General features: G+C 64.1%; 19 protein-coding genes. 1 reads left to right on the forward strand and 18 read right to left on the reverse strand.

Annotation, left to right across the window (positions count from 1 at the left end; genetic code table 11):
* From VFV96_12590 to purF, 17 genes are all read right to left on the reverse strand, one after another.
* The coding region (locus tag VFV96_12590) for an MMPL family transporter (GenBank protein HEU5071236.1) at positions 1 to 2014 on the reverse strand (2014 nt) is incomplete at its 3' end.
* Between the two features lie 34 nt (positions 2015 to 2048).
* Positions 2049 to 2387 carry a YbjQ family protein gene (locus VFV96_12595; GenBank protein HEU5071237.1) on the reverse strand — a complete coding sequence of 113 codons (339 nt, stop codon included), beginning with the start codon at positions 2385 to 2387 and terminating at the stop codon, positions 2049 to 2051.
* A gap of 55 nt (positions 2388 to 2442) precedes the next feature.
* A complete protein-coding gene (locus tag VFV96_12600; protein HEU5071238.1) occupies positions 2443 to 3138 on the reverse strand; it encodes a response regulator in 696 nt (231 codons plus the stop codon).
* Positions 3135 to 5807, reverse strand: coding sequence for a sensor histidine kinase KdpD (locus VFV96_12605; protein HEU5071239.1), 2673 nt, complete (start codon positions 5805 to 5807; stop codon positions 3135 to 3137). The genes VFV96_12600 and VFV96_12605 overlap by 4 nt, the downstream gene beginning before the upstream one ends.
* 4 nt (positions 5808 to 5811) lie before the next feature.
* The gene (gene kdpC / locus VFV96_12610) at positions 5812 to 6384 is read right to left on the reverse strand and encodes a potassium-transporting ATPase subunit KdpC (protein HEU5071240.1); all 573 of its coding nucleotides are present in this window, start codon (positions 6382 to 6384) and stop codon (positions 5812 to 5814) included.
* A complete protein-coding gene (kdpB, locus tag VFV96_12615; protein HEU5071241.1) occupies positions 6381 to 8471 on the reverse strand; it encodes a potassium-transporting ATPase subunit KdpB in 2091 nt (696 codons plus the stop codon). Before kdpB ends, kdpC begins: the two co-directional genes overlap by 4 nt.
* Positions 8472 to 8489: 18 nt before the next feature.
* Positions 8490 to 10181, reverse strand: a complete 1692-nt coding sequence (gene kdpA, locus VFV96_12620) for a potassium-transporting ATPase subunit KdpA (protein ID HEU5071242.1) — start codon at positions 10179 to 10181, stop codon at positions 8490 to 8492.
* Between the two features lie 100 nt (positions 10182 to 10281).
* A complete protein-coding gene (locus VFV96_12625) occupies positions 10282 to 11343 on the reverse strand; it encodes a PilT/PilU family type 4a pilus ATPase (GenBank protein ID HEU5071243.1) in 1062 nt (353 codons plus the stop codon).
* Between the two features lie 148 nt (positions 11344 to 11491).
* The gene (locus tag VFV96_12630) at positions 11492 to 12271 is read right to left on the reverse strand and encodes a tetratricopeptide repeat protein (GenBank protein ID HEU5071244.1); all 780 of its coding nucleotides are present in this window, start codon (positions 12269 to 12271) and stop codon (positions 11492 to 11494) included.
* A gap of 18 nt (positions 12272 to 12289) precedes the next feature.
* Positions 12290 to 12625, reverse strand: a complete 336-nt coding sequence (locus tag VFV96_12635) for a hypothetical protein (protein ID HEU5071245.1) — start codon at positions 12623 to 12625, stop codon at positions 12290 to 12292.
* 15 nt (positions 12626 to 12640) lie between these two features.
* Positions 12641 to 14161, reverse strand: coding sequence for an AAA family ATPase (locus tag VFV96_12640; protein ID HEU5071246.1), 1521 nt, complete (start codon positions 14159 to 14161; stop codon positions 12641 to 12643).
* 27 nt (positions 14162 to 14188) lie between these two features.
* Entirely contained in the window at positions 14189 to 14407 is a 219-nt protein-coding gene (locus VFV96_12645) for a hypothetical protein (GenBank protein ID HEU5071247.1), read from the reverse strand.
* An 8-nt stretch (positions 14408 to 14415) separates the two neighbouring features.
* Positions 14416 to 14964, reverse strand: a complete 549-nt coding sequence (locus tag VFV96_12650) for an RNA polymerase sigma factor (GenBank protein ID HEU5071248.1) — start codon at positions 14962 to 14964, stop codon at positions 14416 to 14418.
* 518 nt (positions 14965 to 15482) lie between these two features.
* Positions 15483 to 15866: a response regulator gene (locus tag VFV96_12655; protein HEU5071249.1), complete on the reverse strand. Its 384-nt coding sequence runs from the start codon at positions 15864 to 15866 to the stop codon at positions 15483 to 15485.
* A gap of 13 nt (positions 15867 to 15879) precedes the next feature.
* Positions 15880 to 18426, reverse strand: a complete 2547-nt coding sequence (locus VFV96_12660) for a PAS domain S-box protein (protein ID HEU5071250.1) — start codon at positions 18424 to 18426, stop codon at positions 15880 to 15882.
* A gap of 87 nt (positions 18427 to 18513) precedes the next feature.
* Positions 18514 to 19620: a DNA-processing protein DprA gene (dprA, locus tag VFV96_12665; protein HEU5071251.1), complete on the reverse strand. Its 1107-nt coding sequence runs from the start codon at positions 19618 to 19620 to the stop codon at positions 18514 to 18516.
* A gap of 87 nt (positions 19621 to 19707) precedes the next feature.
* Positions 19708 to 21219: an amidophosphoribosyltransferase gene (purF, locus tag VFV96_12670; GenBank protein ID HEU5071252.1), complete on the reverse strand. Its 1512-nt coding sequence runs from the start codon at positions 21217 to 21219 to the stop codon at positions 19708 to 19710.
* 79 nt (positions 21220 to 21298) lie between these two features.
* Here purF and VFV96_12675 point away from each other — a divergent pair, with 79 nt between their 5' ends.
* Complete coding sequence (locus tag VFV96_12675; GenBank protein ID HEU5071253.1) at positions 21299 to 22846, forward strand: hypothetical protein; 1548 nt, start codon at positions 21299 to 21301, stop codon at positions 22844 to 22846.
* 16 nt (positions 22847 to 22862) lie between these two features.
* Here the strand turns inward: VFV96_12675 and purL are convergent, their stop codons facing one another.
* Positions 22863 to 25373 carry a phosphoribosylformylglycinamidine synthase subunit PurL gene (gene purL, locus VFV96_12680; protein ID HEU5071254.1) on the reverse strand — a complete coding sequence of 837 codons (2511 nt, stop codon included), beginning with the start codon at positions 25371 to 25373 and terminating at the stop codon, positions 22863 to 22865.
* Positions 25374 to 25377: the final 4 nt, after the last annotated feature.

Genomic DNA, 25377 nt, shown 5'->3' on the forward strand with positions numbered 1-25377 from the left:
GGGTTTGCAGCACCTGAAACGTGTCGCGCACGTCGTTGAACAGCGCCTGTTGATAAACCGCCAGCTGGTCGGCCGTCTCGCGCCGCTCCAGTCCGTCCCCGCGCAGCATTTCGCGCCGGAGATTTTCAATGGCGGTGCGCAGGGACTTCAGCCGGTCTGCCAGGGCCGCATCGTTGGTTTTAACTTCATCATACGCCGCGCCAAAATAGCCGTAGAGCGAGTAGAGCGTCCGGCTCAATTCCGGCACATTCACGGGCGCGGGGTCCGGCGGGGCAAAATTCAGGGGGGCGACGTCCTGTTTGATCGCGCCGATCAACCCCAGCTTTTTCTTCGGATTTTCGCGCAGGTATTGCGTAATGGAATCCACGCCGGACACCGCAGGCAGGTTGGTGAGCCGCGCCTCCCAGGCGGCCGCCTGGTCGAGATTCGACGCGACGACCGCGCCAAAGATGACCGATTTATTGGCGGTGGCGATCAGCTTGTGCTCGGCTTGCACCGCGGCCAGGCCCTTGCTCTGCATGTTGAGCAGGTTGTAGTCAAAAAACACCTTCCGCAGCTGGGTGCCCGCCAGCACGCACAACCCCACCGTCAATCCGGTCGTCAGCACGGGCCGTTGCAGCCACAGTCTCTCGATGCGCGCCCGGTGCTGGGGTTCGTGGTAATCGTGATCCAGCACATTTTGCCGGCCGCGCAGCAGCAGGGCGGGGAGCAGGGTCATCATCGGAATCAGGCAGACAATCAGCCCGCCGCCGCAGATCACGCCCATTTCCTGAATGCCTTTGAAATGGGTGAACGCCATGGCCAGAAAGCCGGCGGCCGTGGTGATGGCGCCGGTGAAAATGCCCTTGCCCGTGAACACCATCGCCTTGGTCAGGGCTTCCAGTTCGGTGTGCTGATGCCGCAGCTCCTCCTCGTAGCGCGTCACGAGGTGCACCCCAAAGTCGATCGCCAGCCCGATCAACATCGGCACAAAGGTGATCGTGAGGATGTTCAGATGCCCCACCGTCAGCGTCGCGAAGGCCATGGTGTAGGCCAGCCCGATCAGCAGACAGAACGTGGCCTTCACCGGTCGGCCGGTTTCGTTGTAGCCGTAGATGAAAATCAGCGCGCACAGGAACAGCGACACCACGCTCGCCAGCATCGTGTCCTTCTGCGATTGCAGCATTTCGTCCTCTTCCAGCACGGGCTCGCCGGTCAGGCCCACGTTGACCCCCGGCACTTCGATGCGGGTTTGCTCAATCAACTGGCGGAGGCGCGCCACCGCCGCGCTGTTCAAATCGTCGGTTGGCGCGTGCGCCGTGACCAGGAAGATGCGGCCGTTGTCGAAGGTGATGTAAATCTGCTGCTCCGCCTCGGGGCCGGCGTTGAACAGGGCGTTCAAGCCGGGCGACGGCGGTTTGCCCGGGCGTTTCAGCGCGGCCGTGGCCTGGTTGATGATGCGTTCGAGCGCCGGCAGGGCGTCAACCAGCGACCGGTTCTCCGGATTGTCCTCCCGGCTGGCGGTGCGAATCTGCGTGTTCACCAGGTTGAACAATGAAACGAGATTGGTCGCCTTGGTGAACTGGCTGACGAACGGCCGGTAATCCCGCAGCGTCTTTTGCAGATCCCGCAAATCCTCCTCGGGCACGAACAACAACGCCTTCGAGCCCAGCGTCTTGAGGTCACCCTTGTAGAAGACGTTGACGAAGTGGTTGGTGTCTGCTTCGAGCTTGGCGCCGAGCCGTTCGACGAACTGCCGGTTCTTTTCCGCCTCGCCGCTTTGCACCACCACCACCAGGTCGTCCGGCTGCGGGAACTCGGCCTTCAACCGCAGGAAATCCTCGTTGTATTTCAAGTGCGGCCCGACGAGCGCGTTGCGGTCCGTGTTGAACTGGAGGAAGCAAACCGTGTAGGCCGCGCAGGCGACCGCCAGGAGCAGTTGGGGCCAGATGAACCACGCGGGCCGCCGGTGAATGGCGCCTGTCAGCCACGTCAGACAACGGCCGAAAAAGGTTTCGCCAGACAGCGGCTTCATGCGGGGTTCACGGCGGGCAGGGGCGGAAGGCCGGCTATTTCACCGGCTCGACGAATACCGCCGTGCCGTAGCACAGCACCTCCGTGATGCCGGGCGCGATTTCGGTGGCGTCATAGCGCACGCCCACCACGGCATTCGCGCCCATCTGGCCGGCATGTGCCAGCAACTGGTTGAAGGCATCCTCTCGCGCACGTTCGCACAGCGAGGTGTAGAGCGTGATATTGCCGCCCACCAACGCCTGCAGGCTCGCGCCGATGTTTCCGATGACCGAGCGCGAGCGCACAATGATGCCCCGCACCACCCCGAAGTTGCGGGTGACCCGGTATCCGGGCAGCTCGAAGGTCGTTGTGGTGAGAGGATGCGTCTGGCTCATACGCAGGGGAATTCAACACCATGAAGCGAGCCGGCAAAAGCGGAAACTGACAGGGTCAGCCCGCGGCCTGCAACCGGTAGCCAATGCCCGGCTCCGTCAGAATCAGCGTTGGCTGGGCGGGATCGGCCTCCAGTTTTTCCCGCAGGTGCGCCACATACACCCGCAGATAGTGCGTCTGCTCCACCGCGCCGGGCCCCCAAACTTCCGTCAAAAGCTGGCGATGCGTGATCACCCGGCCGGCATGACGCACCAGCAGGCGCAGCAGATTGTATTCGGTGGCGGTCAGGCTGACCGACCTGCCCTTCACCGTCACCTGGCGGGTGGCCAGATCCACCACCACGTTTTCCGCCTGATAAACCCGTTCCGCTTCCGGCTGGGTGGCATGCCGCAACGCCACCCGGAGGCGCGCGAGCAATTCCGCTGAATTGAACGGCTTGGTGACATAGTCATCTGCGCCGCCGTCCAGCGCTGCGACCTTGCCGGCCTCGTCGTCCTGCACGGAGAGAATCACCACCGGCACGCGGCTCCATTCGCGAATGCGCCGCAGCACTTCCTGCCCTGAAAGATCGGGCAGGCCGAGGTCGAGGACGATGATGGCGGGACGATGTTGCGCCGCCAGCGCGAGACCCGCACTGCCGCTGCCGGCGGCCAGCACGCGGTAGCCATTGGCCTCCAGCGTCACGGTCAACAGCCGCCGGATTTGCGGCTCGTCATCCACGACCAACACCAGGGGTTTCGGAATTTCGCTCATGGCCTTTCTTCCGGAACAGGCGGCAGTTTCACGCGCGGCAGCCGGACGGTAAAGCGCGCCCCACCATCGGGACGGTTGGCGGCCTCGACCCGTCCGCCTTGGGCTTCGGCGAAGCCCTTCACCAACGAAAGTCCCAGGCCGGTTCCGCCAGGTGCGGCGTCCGGGCCGCGTTGAAAGCGGTCGAACAAACGCGTCGCCAGTCCGGGCGGCAGGCCGGGGCCGCGATCCGCCACGTCCAGCACCAGCCAGTCGGGTTCCAGCCGGGCGCTCACGACGATGGGCGTGCCGGGGGGCGTGTGCGCGGCGGCGTTGCCGAGCAGGTTGACGAGAATCTGTTCCGTCAGTGCTGCATCCAGCTTCACGGGTTCATGACCAAACGCGATGTCCACGGTCACAGCCCGATCCGCCAGCCCGCGGCTCAAACTCTCGCACGCCAGCCGCACCACGTCGTGCAGGTCGTGCCAGTCGAGGCGCGGATGCAGGTGGCCCGCTTCCAGCCGCGACAGGTCGAGCAGGTTGCGCACGAGCCGGTTCAAGCGCGCCGTGGCCTCGTCAACTTCACCCGCCAGCGTTCGTTGCGCGGGATTCAGTGCGCCGGCTTCGCGCAACCCGCTCGCGGCGCTCGCGATGGCGGCCAGCGGCGTGCGCAGCTCGTGTGAGACGGAGTTGAGCAGAGTTTTGCCGAGCCGCTCCGATTCGGCCACCAGCGTGGCGCGTGCCTCCGCATCGCGCAATTGCTGCCGGTCCAGCACCAACGCGATCTGCCGCGCAAAGGCGTCCAGCAGCTCTCGTTGCGCCGGCGGCACGGTGGCCGCATTGGGAAACCGCAAGCTCAACACGCCGGGCACCCGGTCGCCCGCCATCAACGGCAGGTGAACCCCCTCGGCCGAGGCCAGCGTGTCGGTCCCACGCCCAGCGGGCTGCTGATGTTGCAACGCCCAGACCGCGACGCTGAGCTCCTTTTCCGGCAGCGTCCACGTGCTGGCGAAGTAAGGCGTCAGCGGTGCTGGCCCGGGTTCGTCCGGCAGCGACAACGCCACGTCTGCGCGAAACGCTTCCCCCACGTGCCGCACGACGACGCCCAGCAGTTGCGCGAGGTCGCCAGACTCCGCCAGGTCGCGCGTGAGCAGATACAAGGCGGTGGCGCGCTGTTCGCGGGCACGCTCGGCGATTTGCTGTGCCCGCAAGCGCGCGGCGAGATGCCCCATCGCCAGCGCAACGACGAAGTAGGTGGCGAACAACATCGTGTCCTCGGCGTTGTCGATGCGGAACGTAAACCTCGGTTCCGTGAAGACAAAGTTCCACAACAGCGCCGTGACCGTGGCGGCGGCCAGCGTCGGACCGCGCCCCACGAACATGCCCAGCAACACCACGCTCAACAGGAACACCAGCGCCACGGACTGGTAACCAATCCAACGCTGGAGCACCGCGTTCAAAACGGTCGCCACCGCGCTCACGCCCAGGGCGATGCCGTAACTGCGCAAATCGGATTGCGCCAGCCGCGGTGGCCGTCCGGGACGACCGGGTGCCCCGGCCGTCTCCGCGCGCACCGCCAGCACATCGACGTTGCCGCTTTCGCGGATCAGCCGGTTCAGAAACGATCCGCCCCGGAACAGCTCGAGCACGCGCCAGCCGGCGGGTTTGCCGACCACGATCTGCGTTGCGTTGCGTTCACGCGCCACGCGCAACAGCGCCGCTACCACGTCCGGGTCGCTCGTGGTGACGACCTCGGCGCCCAGCTCACGCGCGAGGGCGAGGTGTTCGGCGAGGCGCCTGTTCTCTGGCTCGCCCACCGCGCGGGGTTGTTCGACATACACGGCCAGCCACGGTGCGCGCAGCTCGCCCGCCAGCCGCCGTGCCCAGCGAATCAACGAGGCGGAGGTCGGGCTCGCGCTCACCGCCACCAGCAGTCGCTGCCCGGACTTCCAAGGGTCGGCGATGCCATGCGCCTGTCGGTAATCGCGCACGTCCTGGCCAACCTGTTCCGCGGCGAAGCGCAACGCCAGTTCGCGCAGCGCGGAAAGATTGCCCGCGCGGAAAAAATTGTCCTGCGCTGTCGCGGCCCGTTCTGCGAGGTAAACCTTGCCGGCGGCCAGGCGCGCCCGCAATTCATCCGGCGGCAGGTCCACCAGCTCGAGTTCGGCCCCGGCCAGCACGGTGTCCGGCACGGTTTCGTAAATGGCGATGCCGGTGATTTGCCGCACCACTTCGGCGCGGCTTTCGAGGTGCTGGACGTTGAGCGTGGTGAAGACGTCAATGCCCGCCGCCAGCAGTTCGAGCACGTCCTGGCAGCGCTTGGGATGACGCGCGCCCGGCGCGTTGGTGTGGGCGAACTCGTCCACCAGCACGAGCTGCGGCCGGCGTGCCAGCGTGGCATCGAGGTCGAAATCCGTGAGCTGCACGCCGCGATATTCGAACCGCGCCCGCGGCAGGGTGGGCAGCCCCGCGGTGAGCGCGTCCGTTTCCTTGCGCCCGTGGGTTTCGACGTAGCCGATCACAACGTCACGCCCTGCCTTCAATTCGCGCTGGCCGGCCTCGAGCATGGCGTAGGTCTTCCCGACGCCCGCACACATGCCGAGAAAGACCTTGAGCCGGCCGCGTTGCTGGCGCAGGGCTTCGCTCTGAATGGCGGCCAGCAACGCATCGGGATTGGGGCGGCCTTCGCTCACGGCCTTATCTTAATGAATCCACCGCCAGGTTCAGCTTCAAAACATTCACGCGCGGCTCGCCCAAAAAGCCGAGCTGCGGCAGTTCAACGCTGCGGTCAACCAGAGCCGCCAACCGTTGCTGCTGCTCCGGCGTGAAATGCCGCGCCGCCGCCACGCGGTTAATCTGGAAGCGCGCGGCCTCCGGGCTGATGTGGGGATCCAACCCGCTGGCCGAGGCGAGCAACAAGTCCGCCGGCACGGGTGCGTCCGCCGGCAAATGCTGCGCTGCGCGCCATTGAGCCGCGCGCGCTTCGATGGCGTGTTTCAAGTCCGCGCTCGCCGGGCCCTTGTTGCTGGCGCCGGACGGAACGGTGGCGAAGTCGCCTGCCGAGGGCCGGGGCCAGAAGTAAGCCGCGTTGGTGAAGCTTTGTGCGATCAGCTCCGAACCCGCCAGCTCGCCATCACGCGCAATCAAGCTGCCCTGTGCCTGCCTTGGGAATAGCAGCCTGGCCACGCCGGTTACGGCAAGCGGATAGATGATGCCGGTGAGCAACGTCAGCACGGTGAACATGCGAAGGGCCGGAAGAATCGTTTTCATGCGAGGCCAATGTGGGTGATGAAGAGGTCGATCAACTTGATCCCAACGAATGGCGCAACCAGGCCGCCGAATCCGTAAACCAGCAGGTTGCGCCGCAGAATGATCGCGGCCCCAAGGGGACGATAACTCACGCCGCGCAGGGCCAGCGGCACAAGCGCGATGATGATCAATGCGTTGAAAATCACCGCGCTGAGGATTGCGCTTTGCGGCGAGGCCAGCCGCATCACGTTCAACGCCGCGAGCGGCCCCGCGTTGGCGCCGGCCACCGCATAAAGCCCGACGAACATTGCCGGCAGGATGGCGAAATATTTGGCCACGTCGTTCGCAATGCTGAACGTGGTCAACGCGCCGCGCGTCATCAGGAGTTGCTTCCCGATCTCGACGATCTCGATGAGCTTCGTCGGGTTCGAGTCGAGGTCCACCATGTTGCCGGCTTCGCGCGCGGCCTGCGTGCCGGTGTTCATGGCCACGCCGACGTCAGCTTGCGCGAGCGCCGGGGCGTCGTTCGTGCCGTCGCCGGTCATCGCGACGAGATGGCCCTTTTCCTGTTCAGCTCGGATGCGCGCGAGTTTATCCTCGGGCTTGGCCTGTGCCATGAAGTCGTCCACTCCCGCCTCGGCGGCGATGGCGGCGGCGGTCAGCGGATTGTCGCCCGTGATCATCACGGTGCGGATGCCCATCTTGCGAAGCTGCGCGAACCGCTCCTTGATGCCGCCTTTTACCACGTCCTTGAGTTGAATGACGCCGAGCACATCGGCATTGTCGGCAACGACGAGCGGCGTGGCGCCTTGGCGGGAAACGTCCTCCACCGTGCTGGCAACCGCATCCGGGAAACGGCCGCCTTGGGATTCGACGAATGATTGCACTGCGCCGGCCGCGCCTTTGCGGATCGCGCGCGGCATGTGACCGTCGAGTTTTGGAAAATCCACGCCGCTCATCCGGGTTTGCGCAGTGAATGGAACGAACTGCGCGTGTGGCGCTGCGACTTCGCGTCCGCGCAGGCCGAATTGTTCCTTGGCCAGCACCACAATGCTGCGACCTTCGGGAGTTTCGTCCGCGAGCGAGGCGAGTTGCGAGGCATCCGCCAGCCGCTCCGGGGTGATGTTGGGTGCGGGTAGAAACGCGGCGGCCATGCGGTTGCCCAATGTGATGGTTCCCGTCTTGTCGAGCAGCAGCACGTCGATGTCCCCCGCCGCTTCAACCGCTCGCCCGCTGGTCGCCATCACGTTGCGGCGGATCAACCGGTCAATGCCGCTGATGCCGATGGCGCTGAGCAGCCCGCCGATGGTCGTGGGAATCAGACAGACCAGCAACGCCACCAGCACCGGGAGGCTCAAGTTGGAAGAACCTGCTTGTCCGGCGGCGGTCTGACTGTATCCAGAAAATGCCGGCAGCGTGAACACCGCCAGGATGAATGCCGCCGTCAAGCCGAGCAGCAGCAGGCCCAGCGCAATTTCGTTCGGCGTCTTCTGACGCTGGGCGCCCTCGACCATCGCAATCATACGGTCGAGGAAGGTGTTACCCTTCTCCGAGGTGATGCGAATGACGATGCGGTCGCTGATGACGCGCGTGCCACCGGTCACGGCGCTGCGATCGCCGCCACTCTCGCGAATCACGGGCGCGCTTTCGCCCGTGATGGCCGATTCATCCACGGTCGCGATGCCTTCGATGACTTCGCCGTCGGCGGGGATGACGTCATTCGCCTCGCACACGACCGTATCGCCTTTCTGCAACTCCGGCGCGGCCACGCGCTCTTCACTGCCGTTGCGAAGCCGCCGGGCCATCGTCTGGGTGCGCGCCTTTTTGAGGCTCTCCGCCTGCGCCTTGCCGCGCCCTTCCGCGAGCGCCTCGGCGAAGTTCGCGAACAACACGGTGAACCAGAGCCAGAGGGTGATTTGCAGGTCGAAGCCGGACCACTGACCGGCGAACAGGTTGCGCAGCACCGCCACCGTGCACAGCGCCGCACCCAGTTCGGTGATGAACATCACGGGGTTTGCCCACTGCACACGCGGGTCGAGCTTGCGCAGCGCCGACCAGACGGCCGGTCGGAGCAGTTGCGGGTCCAACAGGGAGGATGATTTTTTCATGGTGATCAGCCCGGCGGGTTAAAACACCCGCCCTTGCAGCATCAGCAGTTGTTCAATGACCGGACCCAGCGTCAGCGCGGGCAGGAACGTGAGCGCGCCGACGATGATGACCACGCCGATGAGCAGCACGACAAACAAAGGTCCGTCTGTGGGAAAGGTGCCGCTCGAAGCGGGTGCCACCTTTTTGCCGGCCAGGCCGCCCGCCAGCGCCAGCGCCGGGATGATGACGGCAAAGCGCCCGACCAACATGCAGAACGCACCGAGCAGATCATAGAATGGCGTGGCGGCATTCAAGCCCGCGAAGGCGGAGCCGTTGTTGTTGGCCATCGAGGCGAACGCGTAAAGAATTTCGCTCAAGCCGTGCGGGCCGGCGTTGTTCAGGCTGCTTGTGCCCGCTGGAGTCACGGCGGCGATCGCCGAGCACACGAGCACCATCACGCACGGAGCGAGCACGGCGATCATGGCGAGCTTCACTTCACGCGCCTCGATTTTCTTGCCCAGGTATTCCGGCGTGCGTCCCACCATCAGACCCGCGAGAAATACGGTGAGCACCACAAACATCAGCATGCCGTATAAGCCCGCGCCCACCCCGCCGAAGACGACTTCGCCGAGGAGAATGTTGAACAACGGCACCAGCCCGCCCAGCGGCGAAAAGCTGTCGTGCATCGCATTGACAGAACCGTTGGAGGCGTCGGTCGTTGCGGTGGCCCACACCACCGAGTTGGCAATGCCGAAACGCGTTTCCTTGCCTTCCAGATTCGGCAGCCCCGCAAGCGCCGGGTTCGGTTGGTATTCGGCCCATAACGCCAGCCCGAGTCCCGCGAGGAACAGCACCATCATCGCGGCCCAGATCGCCCAGCCTTGGCGCCGCGAACCCACCATGCGGCCGTAGGTCAGGCACATCGCCGACGGAATCAGCAGAATGGCGAGCATTTCGAGGAAGTTCGTCAGCGGTGTGGGGTTCTCGAACGGGTGCGCCGAGTTCGCGCCGAAGAATCCGCCGCCGTTGGTGCCGAGTTGTTTGATGGCGATCTGTGAGGCGGCGGGTCCGAGCGGGACAAGCTGGTGGGCGTGTTCCAGCGTGGTGACATTGGCGTAGGGGGAGAAGCTTTGCACCACGCCCTGCCCTACCAGCACCACAGCCAGCACTAGCGACAACGGCAGCAACACATAAAGCGTCGCGCGAACGAGGTCGGCCCAGAAGTTGCCCAGCGTTTGCGTGGATTTACGAGCGAGGCCGCGCGTCAACGCCAGCAACACCGCGATGCCGGTGGCGGCACTGACGAAGTTTTGCACCGTGAGCCCGAGCATCTGCGTGAGGTAGCTCAGCGTCACCTCGCCGGAATACGCCTGCCAGTTGGTGTTGGTGACGAAGCTGACGGCGGTGTTCACCGCCAGATGCCACGCTGGCGCGGGCAGATGCTGCGGATTCAGCGGCAGGACGCCCTGCCCCCATTGCAGCAGGAACAGGAACACGACGCCCGCGAGATTGAACCACAGCAGCGCGGCGGCGTATTCGGTCCAGCGCATTTCCCGTCCGGGATCAACGCCGGCCAGCCGGTAGATGAACTGCTCGATGGGACCCAGCAACCGCGACAGCAGATGCCGCTCGCCCGTCAGGGCGCGGGCCAGGAATTCGCCGTGCCACGGGGTCAACGCCACCAACGCGCCGACATACACGATGATCTGGAGCCAATCGCGCTCGTTCATGCCGCCACGCTAGGCGGGTGTTGCGGAAGGCGTTAATCAAAACGCGGTCTCGCCGCGTTAAAAAAACGTCAAAATGAGCGGGATGCTCCGTTGACGCCGTTCAATGTTTCTCCGGCATGATCCGGTCCGGATGGCGCGCCCGGCTGACGGCGGTGTCGTAGGTGATGAGGCACTTGCAGTAGAGGTCGTAGAGGCAGTTGTCCATGAGCACCATGCCGTCCTTGCGCCCCATTTGCAGCGTGTTTTCCAGCTGGTGCAGCTGGTTTTCGCGGATGAGATTTCGCACTGCGCCGTTCGCGGTCAGCATTTCGTAGGCGAGCACGCGGCGGGTGCGGTCCGCGGCGGGCAGCAAATCCTGCGAGATGATGCCCTGCAGGGCATTGGCCAGCTGCAAAATGATCTGTCGTTGGGCGCTGCCTTCAAACACGCCGATGATGCGCTCCAGGGCGTGCGAGACGTTCGGTGAATGCATCGTGGCGAGGACGAGGTGGCCGGTTTCCGCCGCGGTCAACGCCGTGGAAATCGCTTCGTAGTCGCGCATCTCGCCCACGACGATCACGTCCGGATCCTGCCGCAACACGTGGATCAGTGCGCGGTTGAACGAGCGCACGTCGGTGAGCACTTCCTGCTGCACGACGATGGCGCGCTTGTTCTGATGCACGAATTCGATGGGATCCTCGATGGTGACAATCTTGCAGCGCCGCTCGCTGTTGATGAGGTCCACCAAGTAGTTCAACGTCGTCGTCTTGCCCGCGCCGGTCGGGCCGGTGATGAGCACCAGGCCGTTGGGCTTGCGCGCGAGTTCATCCAGGCGTTCGGGCAGGCCGAGCTCTTCGCGGGTGGCGATGCGGTCGCCGCAGAAGCGGAAGCTCAGTTCGGGATGCCCGTTGCGGCGGTAGAAGGTCACGCGCACCCGGCCGGCGGCGCTGTGCAGCAGCGAAATGCAAAGCTCCCACTCATTCTCAAATTTTTTCCGCTGTTGCTCGTTCAGCAGGCCGTTCGTGATGTCCGTGATGTCGGTTTCGGTGAGCGCATCTTCGTCGGCGAGGATGATTTCCCCGTTCACGCGATACGCGGGCGGCACACCGACGACCAGGTGCAGGTCCGATGCATCAAAATCGCTCGCGGCGGCCAGGAAACGATCCAGGTTTTCTGAGCTCATGGATGTGCAGCAGGACAAGCATCGTGCCCGTCCCGTGGGTTTTTCAAGTTGAAACGGCGCCCGGGATTGATTCTGACGCACCACCGAACAGGCGGGACGCCTGTCCCACTACCCTGGCGGCGCCAGCCTGAATCGGCATGCCTGGTCTTCATCGTCTGAAGCACTGCCTGACCAAACCGCGCACGCGGAGCCAGAAGCCGGTCTGGGCGACGTGCAGCAACGCGGCGCGCACTTCATCCGAGCGCGGGTTCAATTCCCGGGCGCGGTTGAATGAAACCGTGGCGGCGCCGGCCAGGCCGAGCGCCTGCTGGCACCGGCCCAGTTCGAGCCAGAGCAAAAAATGCCCCGCATTCCACTCCACCGCCTGCTGGAGCAGTTTCAAGGCGAGCGCGAACTGCTCGTAAAAGGAGCGGACGCGGGCGGCGAGCCAGGTGGTGAACCAATCCTGCGGCGCGAGCAACCGCGCCTTGTCGAAGCAATAATCGGCGCGGCTTTCCCGCCGGGCGAGCAGCACATCGCCGCGCGCCAGCCAGACGTAGGGAGTGTCGCCGCGTTCCTCGAGCGCCGCGTCCGAAAACGCCATCGCGCCCTGCAAATCCCCGGCGCGGCCGAGCGCCACGGCCTTGGCGGCAAGCAGCTCGGGCTCGTGCGGAAATTGTTCGAGCGCCTTGTCCGCCCACAGCCGGGCTTCTTGAAATTCGCCCAGTTCAATGAGCATGCGGACCTGACCGGTCCATGCCGCGGCGCAGCGCGGATTGAATTCGAGCACCTTGGAAAAGTGGCGCAGCGCGGACTCGAACCGGCCATTCTCGAACGCCGTCCGGGCTTCGGCAAGGAAGTGCGCCTCATCGCGCCGGGCCGTTTGCAGCGGCTGATGTGAACGCTCCTCGGAACCGTCCCCGAGTTCAAGATTTCCGAAGCGGCTCATGACCCGTTGATAGCAAGCTCACGCCGGCGGAACCACCGAATTCTTTGGCGCGCCGGCCGGACGTTTCACCAGCTTCGCGCGCGCCTTGCGCAATTCGTCGGCCGACAGCGCGTGGCCGACGAGGCGTTCCCGTCGCCTGGCGCGGGCCAGCCACGCGGCGCGGATGATCTGGGCGGCCAGAAGCAGCGCCAGCCACGGCAGCACGGGAAAAACGTAATCCCGATAGGCATCCGCCGGAAGCCGGGCCGCCAGGAACGTCGCGACGAGCAGGCACGCCAACGCGACGAGGAACACGGCAGCATTGCGTCCGCGTCCCCGCAGGTTCTCAAACAAGCCGGCCCAGAACGGACTCATAACGAAGCAAAAAGTTTAGCTCCCCCGCGCCACGTTGGCGCTGCGCGCCCGGCCTTCGGCCCACGTGCGCAATTCACCAATCTGTTCCGCCATCGTCTTCGCGAGCGGCACCGTCTGCGCGATAGACGCGAGCACCTGCGCCGTCGTCAAATCGGTGCGGGCATAAAATGCATCGTAGAGCGCGCTGTTGATGGCCTCCTCGATTTCCGCGCCGCTGAACTGGTCGCTCGCGTCCGCCAGCGCGGCCAGATCGAAGGCCGCCGCGTCACGACTGCGCCTGGCCAGATGGATGCGGAAAATCTCCCGTCGCTCCGCACGGCTGGGCAGATCCACGAAGAAAATTTCGTCGAGCCGGCCCTTGCGCAGCAGTTCGGGCGGCAGGTGTGCAATCTCATTGGCGGTGGCGACGACGAACACCGGCGCCGTTTTCTCGGAGAGCCAGGTCAGGAACGTGCCGAACACGCGCGCGGTCGTGCCACCGTCGGCAATGCCCGAGCCTTGCGAGCCGGCGAACGCCTTGTCGATTTCGTCCACCCACAGAATCGCGGGCGCCACGGACTCGGCCACGGCAATGGCGCGGCGCACGTTTTCCTCCGACGAGCCGACGAAACTGCCGAACATCCGGCCCATGTCGAAGCGCAGCAGCGGGAGCTGCCAGAGGTTCGAGACGGCCTTTGCGCACAGGCTCTTGCCACAGCCCTGCACGCCGAGCAGCAGCACGCCCTTCGGCGCGGGCAGGCCGAACGCACGGGCTTCGTCGGTGAAGGCGGCGGCACGTTTGGTCAGCCACTCCTTCAACACCGCCATGCCGCCGACGTGGTTGAAGTTTTCGTCGGTGGCGTAGTATTCCAGCAGGCCGCTCTTGCGGATGATTTGCTGCTTCTCCGCAAAGACGTCGCCCACGGCGTCCGCGCTCAAGCGCTCGTCCTTCACGATGATTTTGGCGAAGACATTCTCCGCCTCGCCAATCGTCAGGCCGAGTGCGGCCTGCAGCAGGCGCTCGCGCCCGGCTTCATCGAGGTCGATGGTTACCTGTTTGAATTGCTTTACGTCGGTGATGATGTGATCGAGCAGCGCGGACAAATCCTCGCGCGCCGGCAGCGGGTGGTTCAGCACCGTGATTTCCTTTTCGAGTTCCGTGGGGATTTCCAGCACCGGCGAGATCAGGATGATGGTCTTGTGGCTGTTCTTCAGATGGAGCGCGATGTCCTTGAGCTTGCGCGTCACGGCAAAGTTGTTCTTCGTCAGAAACGGATGAAGATCCTTGAACACAAACAACGCAGGCTCGACCTGTTCGATGACAAGGTCCAGCGCCGCGAGCGGTTCCTTCGTGGCGGGGCTGCGATTTTTTTGCGATTGAATGGACGTTCCGGCCGGCACAATGCCGGTGCTGCACGTCCACTCGAACACGCGCTTCTGCCGCTTCTTCGCAATCTCGGCGATGAGTTCCTGCACGCGCAGCTCCTCGCTCGAAATGATGTAGAGTATCGGATACCGCGCCCGGATCAGTGTTTCGATTTCGGTGGGGAAGGACATGGACGGGAAGGCGTGCTTGGTTCGGGCTCAGCCAAGGAAACGTTTCCACCACGGCCGGCCGGGCCTGGGCAGGTTTGCGATGGACTGGCTAAGCCGTTGTTCGACCGCGGGCGGCACGCTGACGCCGGCACGGTCTTCACGCAGCGCCTCCTCCACGGTGGCGAATTCGCGGGCCGAGGTGTGCTGGGACGGCGTCCGGGAAACTTGTTCCTGTTCACGGGATGCGGTTTTGATCTGGCGTTTCATGATTCACCTCAGGCGGTTTTCTCAAACTGTGCGGCAAAAACCTTGCGGGCGCGGTGCAGTTTGCCCCGCACGGCGTCGGCGGTCTGTCCGGTCAAATCGGCGATTTCCTCGTAGCTCATTTCCTCGTCGGCCACCAGCAACAACAACAGCCGATACTCGGGTGTGAGTCCGTCCAACGTGGTTTGAATGCGTTCGCCCAGTTCCTTCACCTCCAGGATGCGCAGGGGGGAGTCCCCCGCGGCGGGGGCGGTGTCGAGCAACGCGGTGTCATCGGTCGTGGTGATGTGCCGCTGGTGCCAGCTGGATTGCAGGTTGTGACAGTGATTGATGGTGATGCGATAAAGCCAGGTGCGGAAGGCGGATTCGCCGCGGAAGTCATCCAGCTTGCGATAAACCTTGAGGAACACGTCGTGCGTCACGTCCTCGGCGCGCTGTGGGTCGCCGAGATAGCGCAGCGCGAGGTAATACACCGCGCGGCTGTGCTCGTGGTAAAGGTCGGCGAACCCGGACGGCTCCAGCCCGGGCGGCGTGGCTTTTTCAACGCCAGAATCGTTCACGAGGGTTTCCACGGCGGATTAGACAGCAGCCGCGCGGAATCGTCACGCACGAAGGACGGCGCCGGCATCCTCGAATGACAAAACTGTAATGTCCCGGCCGGGTCCGCATTCATCCGCACATGGTCTGTTGAAGTGGAAAGGACGATCCGGTGATCGCCGAACAACGAAGACAGCCAACAAAAGGATATGACATGAAACTCAACACACTTGCAGTGATGGTGGCCGCGGGTCTGTTCGCGGCCGGAACGGTGTTTGCCGGGAACGGCCCCGGCCCGCGCGGCCAGGGCCACGGCGGCCCGCCGCAATCCGCCGAGGAGCGCGCCGCCCGGCAGGGCGCGTGCCTGGAAAAGGAACGGCGGCGTGTGCCCACAGGGCGGTCCGCGTGCGAATTGCCCCGGCTTGGGCAGAGGACCAGGCCAGGATCAGGGCCATCAATGGCGGCGCCGGGGGAGTGGGTTGCCCCTTCAGCCCCTGAGACAACAACATTCCTCGCCGGCCGAGGCAATGTCGGCCACGCTTCACGCCGCCAGGTGTTTCCGGATGGAAGCCACCACCTCGGGCATGTCCACCGGCTTGGCCAGGAACTCCAAGCCGCCGATCTGGCCGCCGTGCGAGTTCACTTCCTGCTTGGTGGCCGCCGCGGTCAGGAAGATGATCGGCACCTTCTCGAACCGGGGGCTGGCTTGGAAATGCGCGGCCAGCTGCCCGCCGTCCACGCCCGGCATGAGCACGTCCAGCAGGATGAGGTCCGGCTGAAACGTGAGCGCGGCCGTCAGGGCATGCGGGGCGGCGTTTTCGACCTGCACCACGAACTCACCGGTCTGTTCCAGGTTCAATTTCAGCATCCGGGTGATGCCGGGTTCATCATCCACCACGAGAATACGCTTCTTGCGCGGGTTCATAGTATTCCTCCTTTCAGGCTTTCAGCACCACGGTGACGAGCGCGCCCCCTTCGGGCGCATTGGTAATTTCAATTTCTCCGCCGTGCAGGGCGACGATCTTTCGCGCCACGGAAAGTCCCAGGCCGGTGCCGGTGCCGACCGGCTTGGTGGTGAAAAACGGATCAAAGACCTTCGGCAGCACGGCCTCGCTGAGGCCGGCTCCGGTATCCTGCACCTGCGCGATGATGACCATGTCGCCCGGATGGAACCGTCGGAAAATCGGTTCGCGGGCGGACAACGAGTCGAGCTTGTGCGTCCGGGTTCGGACCGTGAGGGTGCCGCCCCGGTCCATGGCTTGAATGCCGTTGATGAAGATGTTGATGAAGACCTGCTGGAGCTTCTGCGAATCCGCGGGCAGGCGCGGGAGCAGCGGGTCGAGTTCCTCCTTCAGGGTGACGTGTGAAGCGATCAACTCGTTGCGGACCAACATCAGCGAGCGTCGGATCACTTCATTCACGTCCTCCTCCGCCCAGTGGAATTCCAGGCTGGCGGACAGGCTCAACATCTCGCGGATGATGGTGTTGGCCCGTTTGACGGCGTCGCGCATGTCGTTCAACGCCGCGGCGAGGTTTTCATCCGGCTGGCCAAGGCGCGTCCCGAGGTAATCCAGCCCCATCAGAATCGTCTGCAGCGGATTTTTGACCTCATGCGCGACGCCGGCGGCCAGCGTCCCGAGCGATTCCAGCTTCGCCGCCTGGATCAACTGGAGCTGCGCCTCCTTAAGTTCCTTGTGGGAAACCTTCAACTGCCGCACCATCGTCTTCAGCAGCAACCCGCGCCGCGTGAGCCGTTCATAAGCGCGCTCCAACTGCTGGGCCGCCAGCCGCCGCTCCGTGATGTCCTGCACCATGCCGACAGAACGCACGATCTGGCCGTTGGCATCGCGCACGTGCTCGCATTTCTCGTGGACGATGCGGACTTCGCCCGTGGACTTGCGAATGACCCGGTGTTCGATCTCGTAAGTGTCACGGCCGTCGCGGACGGAGTCCGAATAGGCGGTGGCCACGGCAGCCCGGTCCTCGGGATGCACCCGCTCGAGAAACTCGTCGTAAGCGACGCCCGATTCCTGCCGCTCCATGCCGAAGATGCGATAAACCTCGTCCGACCAGGTCAATCCGTGGGTGGCGAGGTCCAGTTCCCAACCGCCCACGTGGGCGATGGATTCCGAGCGCCGCAGCCGTTCATCACTCTTCCGCAAGCGTTCCGCCGCCGTTTTGCGTTCCGTGATGTTGCGGGCGATGCCCACGAGGCCGATGATTTTTCCGTCCGCATTTTTGAGCGGCACCTTGGTCGTCAAAAACCAGTGCTGCTGCCCCGTCCGGTTCACCACGGGCTCCTCGCGATTGGACAACGGCTTGCCGCTGCGAAGAACCGCCTCCTCGTCGGCGCGATACTGCGCGGCCAGTTCCTGCGGAAAGAAATCGTGATCCGTCCGGCCCAGCGCCTCCCGGGTGTCGTTGGCACCCAACAGGCGCGCATGTGCCACATTGTTCAGCAGAAACCGGCTCTCCGTGTCTTTCACAAACACGCAGTCCGGCAGATTGTCGATCAGCGTGCGGAGGAGATTGCGTTCATGTTCGAGCGCCTCCTCAGACCGTCGGTGCTCCACAAACTGACCGATGTGCGCCCCTGCGGCGCCGAGCACCTCCAGCATGCGCTCGTCAGGCTGCTGTGGCTCGCGGCTGTAAAGCTCGATGACGCCGACCGTCTGATGGTTGAAATGAACCGGAAAGGCGCAGCCGCAGCGCAGCCCGGCCTTGGCTGGTGGTAAATCGCAGGCGAGGTCGGGATCGCACGAAACATCAGGAACCCAGACTGGCCCGCCCCGCAGCCAAACGCGGTTGGGAAGACCAGCACCCGAGCGGACCGCGTGCCTGCGGCCGCCCGGTCCAAAGTCAGCCGCTGGCAGCGGCGCCCGCCAGAACTCGTTTTCGCACCGGAGCGCGCCGGCCTCGCCGGTCCAGCAGGTCGCATGATGCCAGAGCAGGATTTTGCACAGATGTTCGAGCACCAGCGGCATGGCTCCGGCCAGTGTATTCCATTCTGCGAGGTCGCGGGTTACGGCATATTCAGCCGCCAGCAGCAATTCAGCCCGTTTGCGGCTGGTGATGTCTGCGATCAAACCATCGTAAGCCACCAGCTGCCCCTGAGGGTCATGATGGGGAATGGTGGTGTTTTGAACCCAACGCACGCCCCCCTGCTTGTGCATCAGCCGATGCTCCAGGGGGGGCGGCACATCGCCGGCCAGGATGCGGCTCGCCTGGGCCACCACTGCGTCACGGTCCTCCTCGTGAATCACCCGATACCAAAGATACGGATCGGCCGCGAACTCAGCGGAGGTGTAACCCGTGACCGCCGCGCAGCCCGGCCCGTGTGACGTTGCCCCGGAGCGGCCATTTTCCACCTTGACCGTGTAGATGTAGTCCGTGGTGGCCGCGAGCAAGCGACGATAACGTTGCTCACTTTCCCCCAGCGCCTGCTCGACCTGCTGGCGTTCCGCCATCAGGATTTCTGTCTTCATGCCCGCCTCCTTCCAGCATTGATTATGTTAACATACAATCAGCCGACGTGCTTGGGGTGGCGGGGCCCCCACCCTCAATTTGCCCGCTCAGGCATTCTTGATGAACAGCTTCCCGGGCAACTGGCGGATGAGGCGTTTCATTTCGAGGCTGAACAACGCCACGTTCGTGGCGGAAGCCGGCAGACCGCATTTGCGAATGACCTCGTCAATGCTCATTTCCTCCCGGCCGAGCACGGCATAAACCTTCTGCTCGTGCTCGGAGAGTTCCAGCGCGGGCAGGGTGCCGGTTTCGGCCGGCGAGGGCGGGCGATTGCTCGCGGGGAACAGGTATTCAAATTCGCTCAGGATGTCCTCGACACCTTCGCAAAGCTTCGCGCCCTTCTTGATGAGATCGTGGCAACCCTTGCTGCGCGGCGAGTCAATGCGTCCCGGCACGGCGAACACCTGCCGGCCGTATTCGGTGGCGAAGTTCGCCGTGATCAGCGCGCCACTGGTCAGGTTTGCCTCGACCACCACCGTGCCGAGCGTCATGCCGGCGACGATGCGGTTGCGGATGGCAAACGATTGCCGGTCGCCGTTGCGGTTGAAGGGAAATTGCGAAATCACCGCGCCGTTGGCGGCGATGCGTTCAAACAACTCCGCGTTCTCCGGAGGAAAAACCACGTTGATGGCCGTGCCCAGGATCGCAATGGTCCGGCCCTTCGCGCTCAGCGCGCCCTGGTGCGCGGCGGTGTCGATGCCGCGCGCGCCGCCGCTCACGACCGTGACGCCCGTGTAGGCGAGCTGGTAGCCAAGCTTGCGCGCCGTCTCGATGCCGTAATGCGTCGTCTGCCGGGAGCCGACCATGGCCACGGAATTCTTGTCGCGCTCGGCGAGCTGGCCCTTCACGTAAAGCACCACGGGCGGATCGTAAATCTCGCGCAGCAACGGCGGATATTCGGCGTCTGCCTGGGTGACAACATGGCAGCCAAAATCAGCGATGCGCTTGAGTTCGCCCGCGAGATCAACCGACCGTTCCCAATCGGCGATGGCGGTGGCGGTTTCGTCGCCGATGCCGCGCACCGAGAGCAGTTGTGATTTGGAGGCCCGGAGCACCGTGGCGGCGTCGCCGAAGAACTCCAGCAGCTGGCGGACGCGCACGGGGCCGACGCCTTCGACCAGATTCAACGCCACCAGTGCTTCGCGGGAGTCCATGCGGCGAGGTTAAGAACGCAGCGGGCGCGGGCAAGTCCGGTGTTTGCCCGGCCGCCTCAACCGCCGCGCGGGTGAACGGCACTCCTGCTACAACAGGCTGATCTGCGATTTTTCCTGGGCCACGACTTCGGCCAGGCTGGCCACACGGCGTTTGCGGCTTTCGATGATGTGCTTGTCCAGCGTGGCGTCGTAGGTCACCGGATAATTGCCGTCGTAGCACGCCATGCAGAAGCTCTCCGCCGGATGGCCGGTGGCCTTGACCATGCCTTCCTGGGAGAGGTAATGCAGCGAATCGGCGTTGAGATACTTGCGAATCTCCTCGCGGCTGTGGTTGGCGGCCATCAGCTTGCTGCGGTCCGGGAAATCAATGCCATACACGCACGGATTCATGTGCGGCGGGCAGCTCACGAGCACGTGCACCTCCTTGGCGCCGGCCTCCTTCAAATTGTTTACACGCGACTTGCACGTCGTGCCGCGCACGATCGAGTCGTCCACGATGATGACACGCCGGTTCTTCACCAGCTCGTGAATCAGGTTGAGCTTCACGCGCACGTTGAAGTCGCGGATGAGCTGCGACGGCTGGAGGAAGCTGCGGCCAACGTAGTGGTTGCGGACGAAGGCCATCTCATAGGGGATGCCGCTCTCGAGCGAGTAGCCGAGCGCGGCGCAATTGCCGCTGTCCGGCACCGGCACCACGATGTCGGCGTCGATCGGGCACTCGCGGGCGAGTTGCCGGCCCATTTCCACGCGCACCTGATAAACGCTGCGCCCGGCGAGATTGCTGTCCGGCCGGGCGAAGTAAACGTATTCAAAAATGCAGAACGCGCGGCGCTGTTGCTCCGGGAACGCCTGCACGCTCGTCAGCCCCTCGTCGTTGATGATGACGATTTCGCCGGGGGCGACGTCGCGGATGAACTTGGCCTGGATCAGGTCGAGCGCCGTGGTCTCGCTGGAGAGCACGTAGGCATCGTCCTTTTTGCCGATGCACAACGGCCGGAAGCCGTGCGGGTCGCGGACGCCGATGAGCTCTTTTTCCGTCATGATGACGAGCGAATAGGCCCCTTCGATGCGGCGGACGGTCTGCACGAGGTCATTGGCCTTGCCGTTGAATGTCGGCTGCGCCATCAGGTGCAGGATGATTTCGCTGTCCACCGTGGTCTGGAAAATCGAGCCGCGGGATTCCAGCTCCTCGCGAAGCTGCGAGGCGTTGGTCAGGTTGCCGTTGTGGGCGATGGCGATCTGGCCGATGGCGCAATCCACCGCGAGCGGCTGGGCATTGCGCAGGTGCGACGAGCCGGTGGTCGAATAGCGCGTGTGGCCGATGGCCATCTTGCCCACGAGCCCGTGGAGGATTTCACTGTTGAACACCTGCGGCACCAGGCCCATGCCCTTGTGGACGCGGAACTGTTTGCCGTCGGAGGTGGCAATGCCGGCGCTTTCCTGCCCGCGATGTTGCAGGGCATAGAGGCCGAAGTAGGTGAGTTCCGCGGCGTTGGGATGGCCATAAATGCCAAAAACGCCGCAATAATGTTTGGGGTAGTGCTGGGTGTGCATCAACGCGCGCCACGTTATTCCACCGAAGCCGTGCCCAATCGGCAAGTTTCAAATTCAAGCGCCCATCCCAACGGCCCGGAAACTTGTATTTGCCGCGCCGGGAAGGTTTTGCTCCAATGTCCCCATGAACCGCAAGGCACTTTGGCGGTTGCGTTTAAAGCGCCTGGGCCTGGCGATGCTCCTGCTGGGTGTCCTGGTTGCTGGAGCGCTGCTTGTTGAACGGTTGCGCGGCAGCCTTGCGTTAAATCATCGCCTCGCCGAACTCGCGAAGCAGGGAGAGCGTTTGCAAGTGACGGCGTTTGCGCCGGCGCGGACCACCACGAGCAACGATGCCGCCGCCGCCCTGCTCCGCCTCACGAACCAGCTGGATGCAACTTCTGCCGTGTGGACAACGTCGCCGCCCATGGGCCGCTACGCCGCACCCGGCAAGTTGATTGTCGCCACCAAACTCAACACCTGGATCAACGACCGGGAAACGAATGACTGGCGAACCGTTGCGAAGTCCCTCGGCCAGGACCGCGCGGTGCTGGAAAGCATCCACAGCGCCTTGCTGCGCCCCGGGTGGAACGACGGCTTTGCGTATGACAACGGCTTCCTCGATTTCAAAATCGGCCCGCTCGTCGTCTGGAAAAATTTTTCCCAGCGCCTTGCGCTGACCGCCTTGATGGCGTTGCGGCAAAATGACCCTGAATCCGCCGTGGCGCGTATCGAGGATGCGGGCCAGCTGCTGAAGTTGCAGGCCAATTCGCCGCTGCTCATCGCGCAGCTCGTGAGGCTCGCTTCCGCAACGGTGGTTTGGAATGCGACTTGGGAGATTGTTGTCAGCGGCCAATGCTCCGAACCCCAGCTCGCCCGGCTGCAAGCCGCGTGGGAAGGCCTGAACTTCCAAGCCGATATGGAGCGCGCGATGCAAATGGAACGCAACATGACGCTCGACCAATACGACTTGATGCTGGCCGATGCCGGACAGTGCGCCAAAGCGTTGGATGAACTGGAGCAGGCGGCCGAATTTGGGCTGGCATCCGATCCGCCCACACGGGGCTTCTGGTTGCATTCTGTTTACGCTCCGGTCTGGAGCTTTGCCTGGGCGCGCCAAGACGAACTGCGTTCGCTCAACCGTTGGCAGGAGTTGATTGAATTTGACCGCGCGGCCCGGGCCCAGTCGTGGAGCACCGTGAGCAACCAAGCGGCCCGGCTCAACAATTCCACGGGGTTGTTTGCGGTCGCGCCGGACGATGAGGGGCACGCCCGGATGAATCTTTATGACCGGCTGCGTTTTCTCTGGTCCGGCCAAACTTTTTCCGTTGGCAGCAGCATGACGCGCAAGGCAATGCAATGTGAGACGCAACGCCGGATGCTGGTCACCGCCGTGGCACTGCACCGCTGGAAACTACGGACCGGCACACTGCCCGCGAATCTCACCGCGCTGGCGCCGGAACTCCTGGCCGATGTGCCGTTGGATTTGATGAACCATCAGCCGCTGGTTTATCAGGTCGCGGCTGACGGCTCGATGCGTTTGTATTCGGTTGGTGTCGATGGCCGGGACGATGGCGGAGACCCGCGCCCGGCGGATGCGAAGGGCGATTATCACACGATGTGGGACGGCCGCGACGCGATTTGGCCCGCCGCCGCCGATGAGCAGATTGCGGAGGCCGTGGCCCACGCCAAGTGACCCAGCTTGCGCGGGTTCATTCCATGGCCCGCGCGATGGAGTTCCACCAGCCGTCGTGCAGTTCGGTGAGCGGGGCGGAGAATTCACCGGCTCTGGTCTTAATCGTCAGCTTGTCGCCGCCCACGGTGCCGATCTTCACGGCGGGGACCCCGAGCAGCTTCGCGCGCTCGATGACTTTCGTCGCGTTGATGGCTTTCGTGCTGATGACGACGCGGCTTTGCGTTTCGCCGAAGAGCAACGCGTCGAGGCGCGGCTTCCATTCTGACACGCCAGCTTCAATTGAACCGAGGTGGGTGATGTCTACCGTGGCTCCGATTAAGCGCGGCGTGTCCTTGGCGATGAGTTCGCTGATGCAGCTTTCGGCCAGCGCCACGGCAAGGCCGCCGTCGCTGCAATCGTGCGCGCTCTTGATGTCGCCGGTGTGGATGAGGCCGAGCAGCGACGTGTGCAGCGTCTTCGCGATGTCGAGGTCGCAACGCGGCGGGCTGCCGCTCTTCTTGCCGTGGATGACTTGCAGATAGGCGCTGCCGCCAAGGCCGAAGATGGGATCTGCGGTGTCCACGGGCGTGCCGAGCAGGATGATGGCGTCACCTTCGTCCTTGAACCATTGCGTGGTGATGTGCTCGGGCTTCTCGATGAGTCCCACCACCGCGACGGTCGGCGTCGGATCAATCGGGCCGCTCGGGTTCTGGTTGTAGAGCGAGCAATTGCCGCCGGTGACGGGCGCGTTGAAGGCGCGGCAGCCGTCGGCGAGGCCGCGCACGGATTCCTGCATCTGCCAGAACAACTCCGGCTTGTGCGGGTTCGCCATGTTGAGATTGTCCGTCGCGCCCAGCGGCACGGCACCGGAACAGGCAAGGTTACGGCAGCACTCGGCCATCGCAGCTTTCCCGCCTTCGTAGGGATCGAGGTAAACGTAAACGCCGTTGCAGTCCACGCTCATGGCGATGAACTTGTCCGGCACCTTTGCAGCGGTCGGATTCGTTTCGCACTGCGGCACGCAATCGGCCTTGATACGCAACACCGCGGCATCGCTGCCGGGGCAGACGATGGAGTTGTTGCGCACCATGTGGTCGTATTGGCGATAGACCCAGTTCTTCGACGCGATGCTCGGCCACGCGAGCAGCTTCTTGAGATCGTCCATCGGCGACTTCGTGTCGGCGATACCGTCGAGGCGGAACGCGCGGACATCCTTCAAGTAAGCCGGCTCCTGCGATGCACGCTGATACACGGGCGATTCATCGGCGATCTTCTTCGCCGGAATGTCCGCGACGATCTTGCCGTTGTGACGCACGACCATGCGGCCCGTGTCGGTCACGACACCGACCTCGGCCCACGGCAGATCCCACTTGTCGAAAATGCGTTTCACTTCGGCCTCGTGACCTTTCTTCACGATGATGAGCATGCGCTCCTGCGATTCGGAGAGCATGATCTCGTAGCTCGACATGTTCGGCACGCGCTGCGGCACCTTGTTGAGTTCGATTTCGATGCCGGTGCCAGCGCGCGCGGCGGTTTCGCACGTGGAACAGGTCAAACCCGCGGCGCCCATGTCTTGAATGCCCGCGACGCAACCGGTGGCGAGCAATTCCAAACACGCTTCGCACACGAGCTTTTCCATGAACGGATCGCCGACCTGGACGGCGCCGCGCTGTTGCTGCGCGGATTCGTCGGTCAAATCCTGCGACGCGAAAGCCGCGCCTGCGAGGCCGTCGCGCCCCGTGGCCGGGCCGACGTAGAACACGGGATTGCCGATGCCCTTGGCCGCGCCGCGCGCGATCTGGTCGTGGCGCAGCACGCCGAGGCAGAACGCGTTCACGAGCGGATTGCCCTCGTAGCTCTTGTCGAAATACACCTCGCCCGCGATGGTCGGGATGCCGAAACAATTGCCGTAATGCGCGATGCCATTTACCACGCCAGCAAAGAGGCGGCGGTTGTTCTTGATGTTTGCGCCTTCGGCGGAATCATTTTGCCCGCCCTCACCCCGGCCCTCTCCCCCGGGGAGAGGGAGGTCCGTTGCGGACGTCGTTGCTGAAATCGTGCGTGTTTGCCCGTCGCCGCCGCCAGCTTCTCCCTCTCCTGGGGGAGAGGGCCGGGGTGAGGGCGGACGTTCATCACTAATTGGTCCGAACCTGAGTGAGTTCAGCGCCGCAATCGGCCGCGCGCCCATGGTGAAGATGTCGCGCACGATGCCGCCGACGCCGGTGGCCGCGCCCTGGAAGGGTTCGACCGCGCTCGGGTGGTTGTGCGACTCGATCTTGAACGCGATGGCGAGGTTGTCGCCGATGTCGATGATGCCGGCGTTCTCCTCGCCGGCGCCGACGAGAATCTTCGGCGACTTGGTGGGGAAGGTGCGCAGCAGCGGCTTGGTGTTTTTGTAGGAGCAATGCTCGCTCCACATCACCGAGAAGATGCCGAGCTCGGTGTAGCTGGGTTCGCGGCCGCCGAGGATTTCCTTGGCGTGGGCGTATTCCTCGGGCGTCAGGTTGTGTTTGGCAACCAGTTCAGGCGTGATGGCGGGTTCGGTCATGGGA

The sequence above is a fragment of the Verrucomicrobiia bacterium genome (assembly GCA_035765895.1).
GTDB lineage: Bacteria > Verrucomicrobiota > Verrucomicrobiia > Limisphaerales > DSYF01 > DSYF01.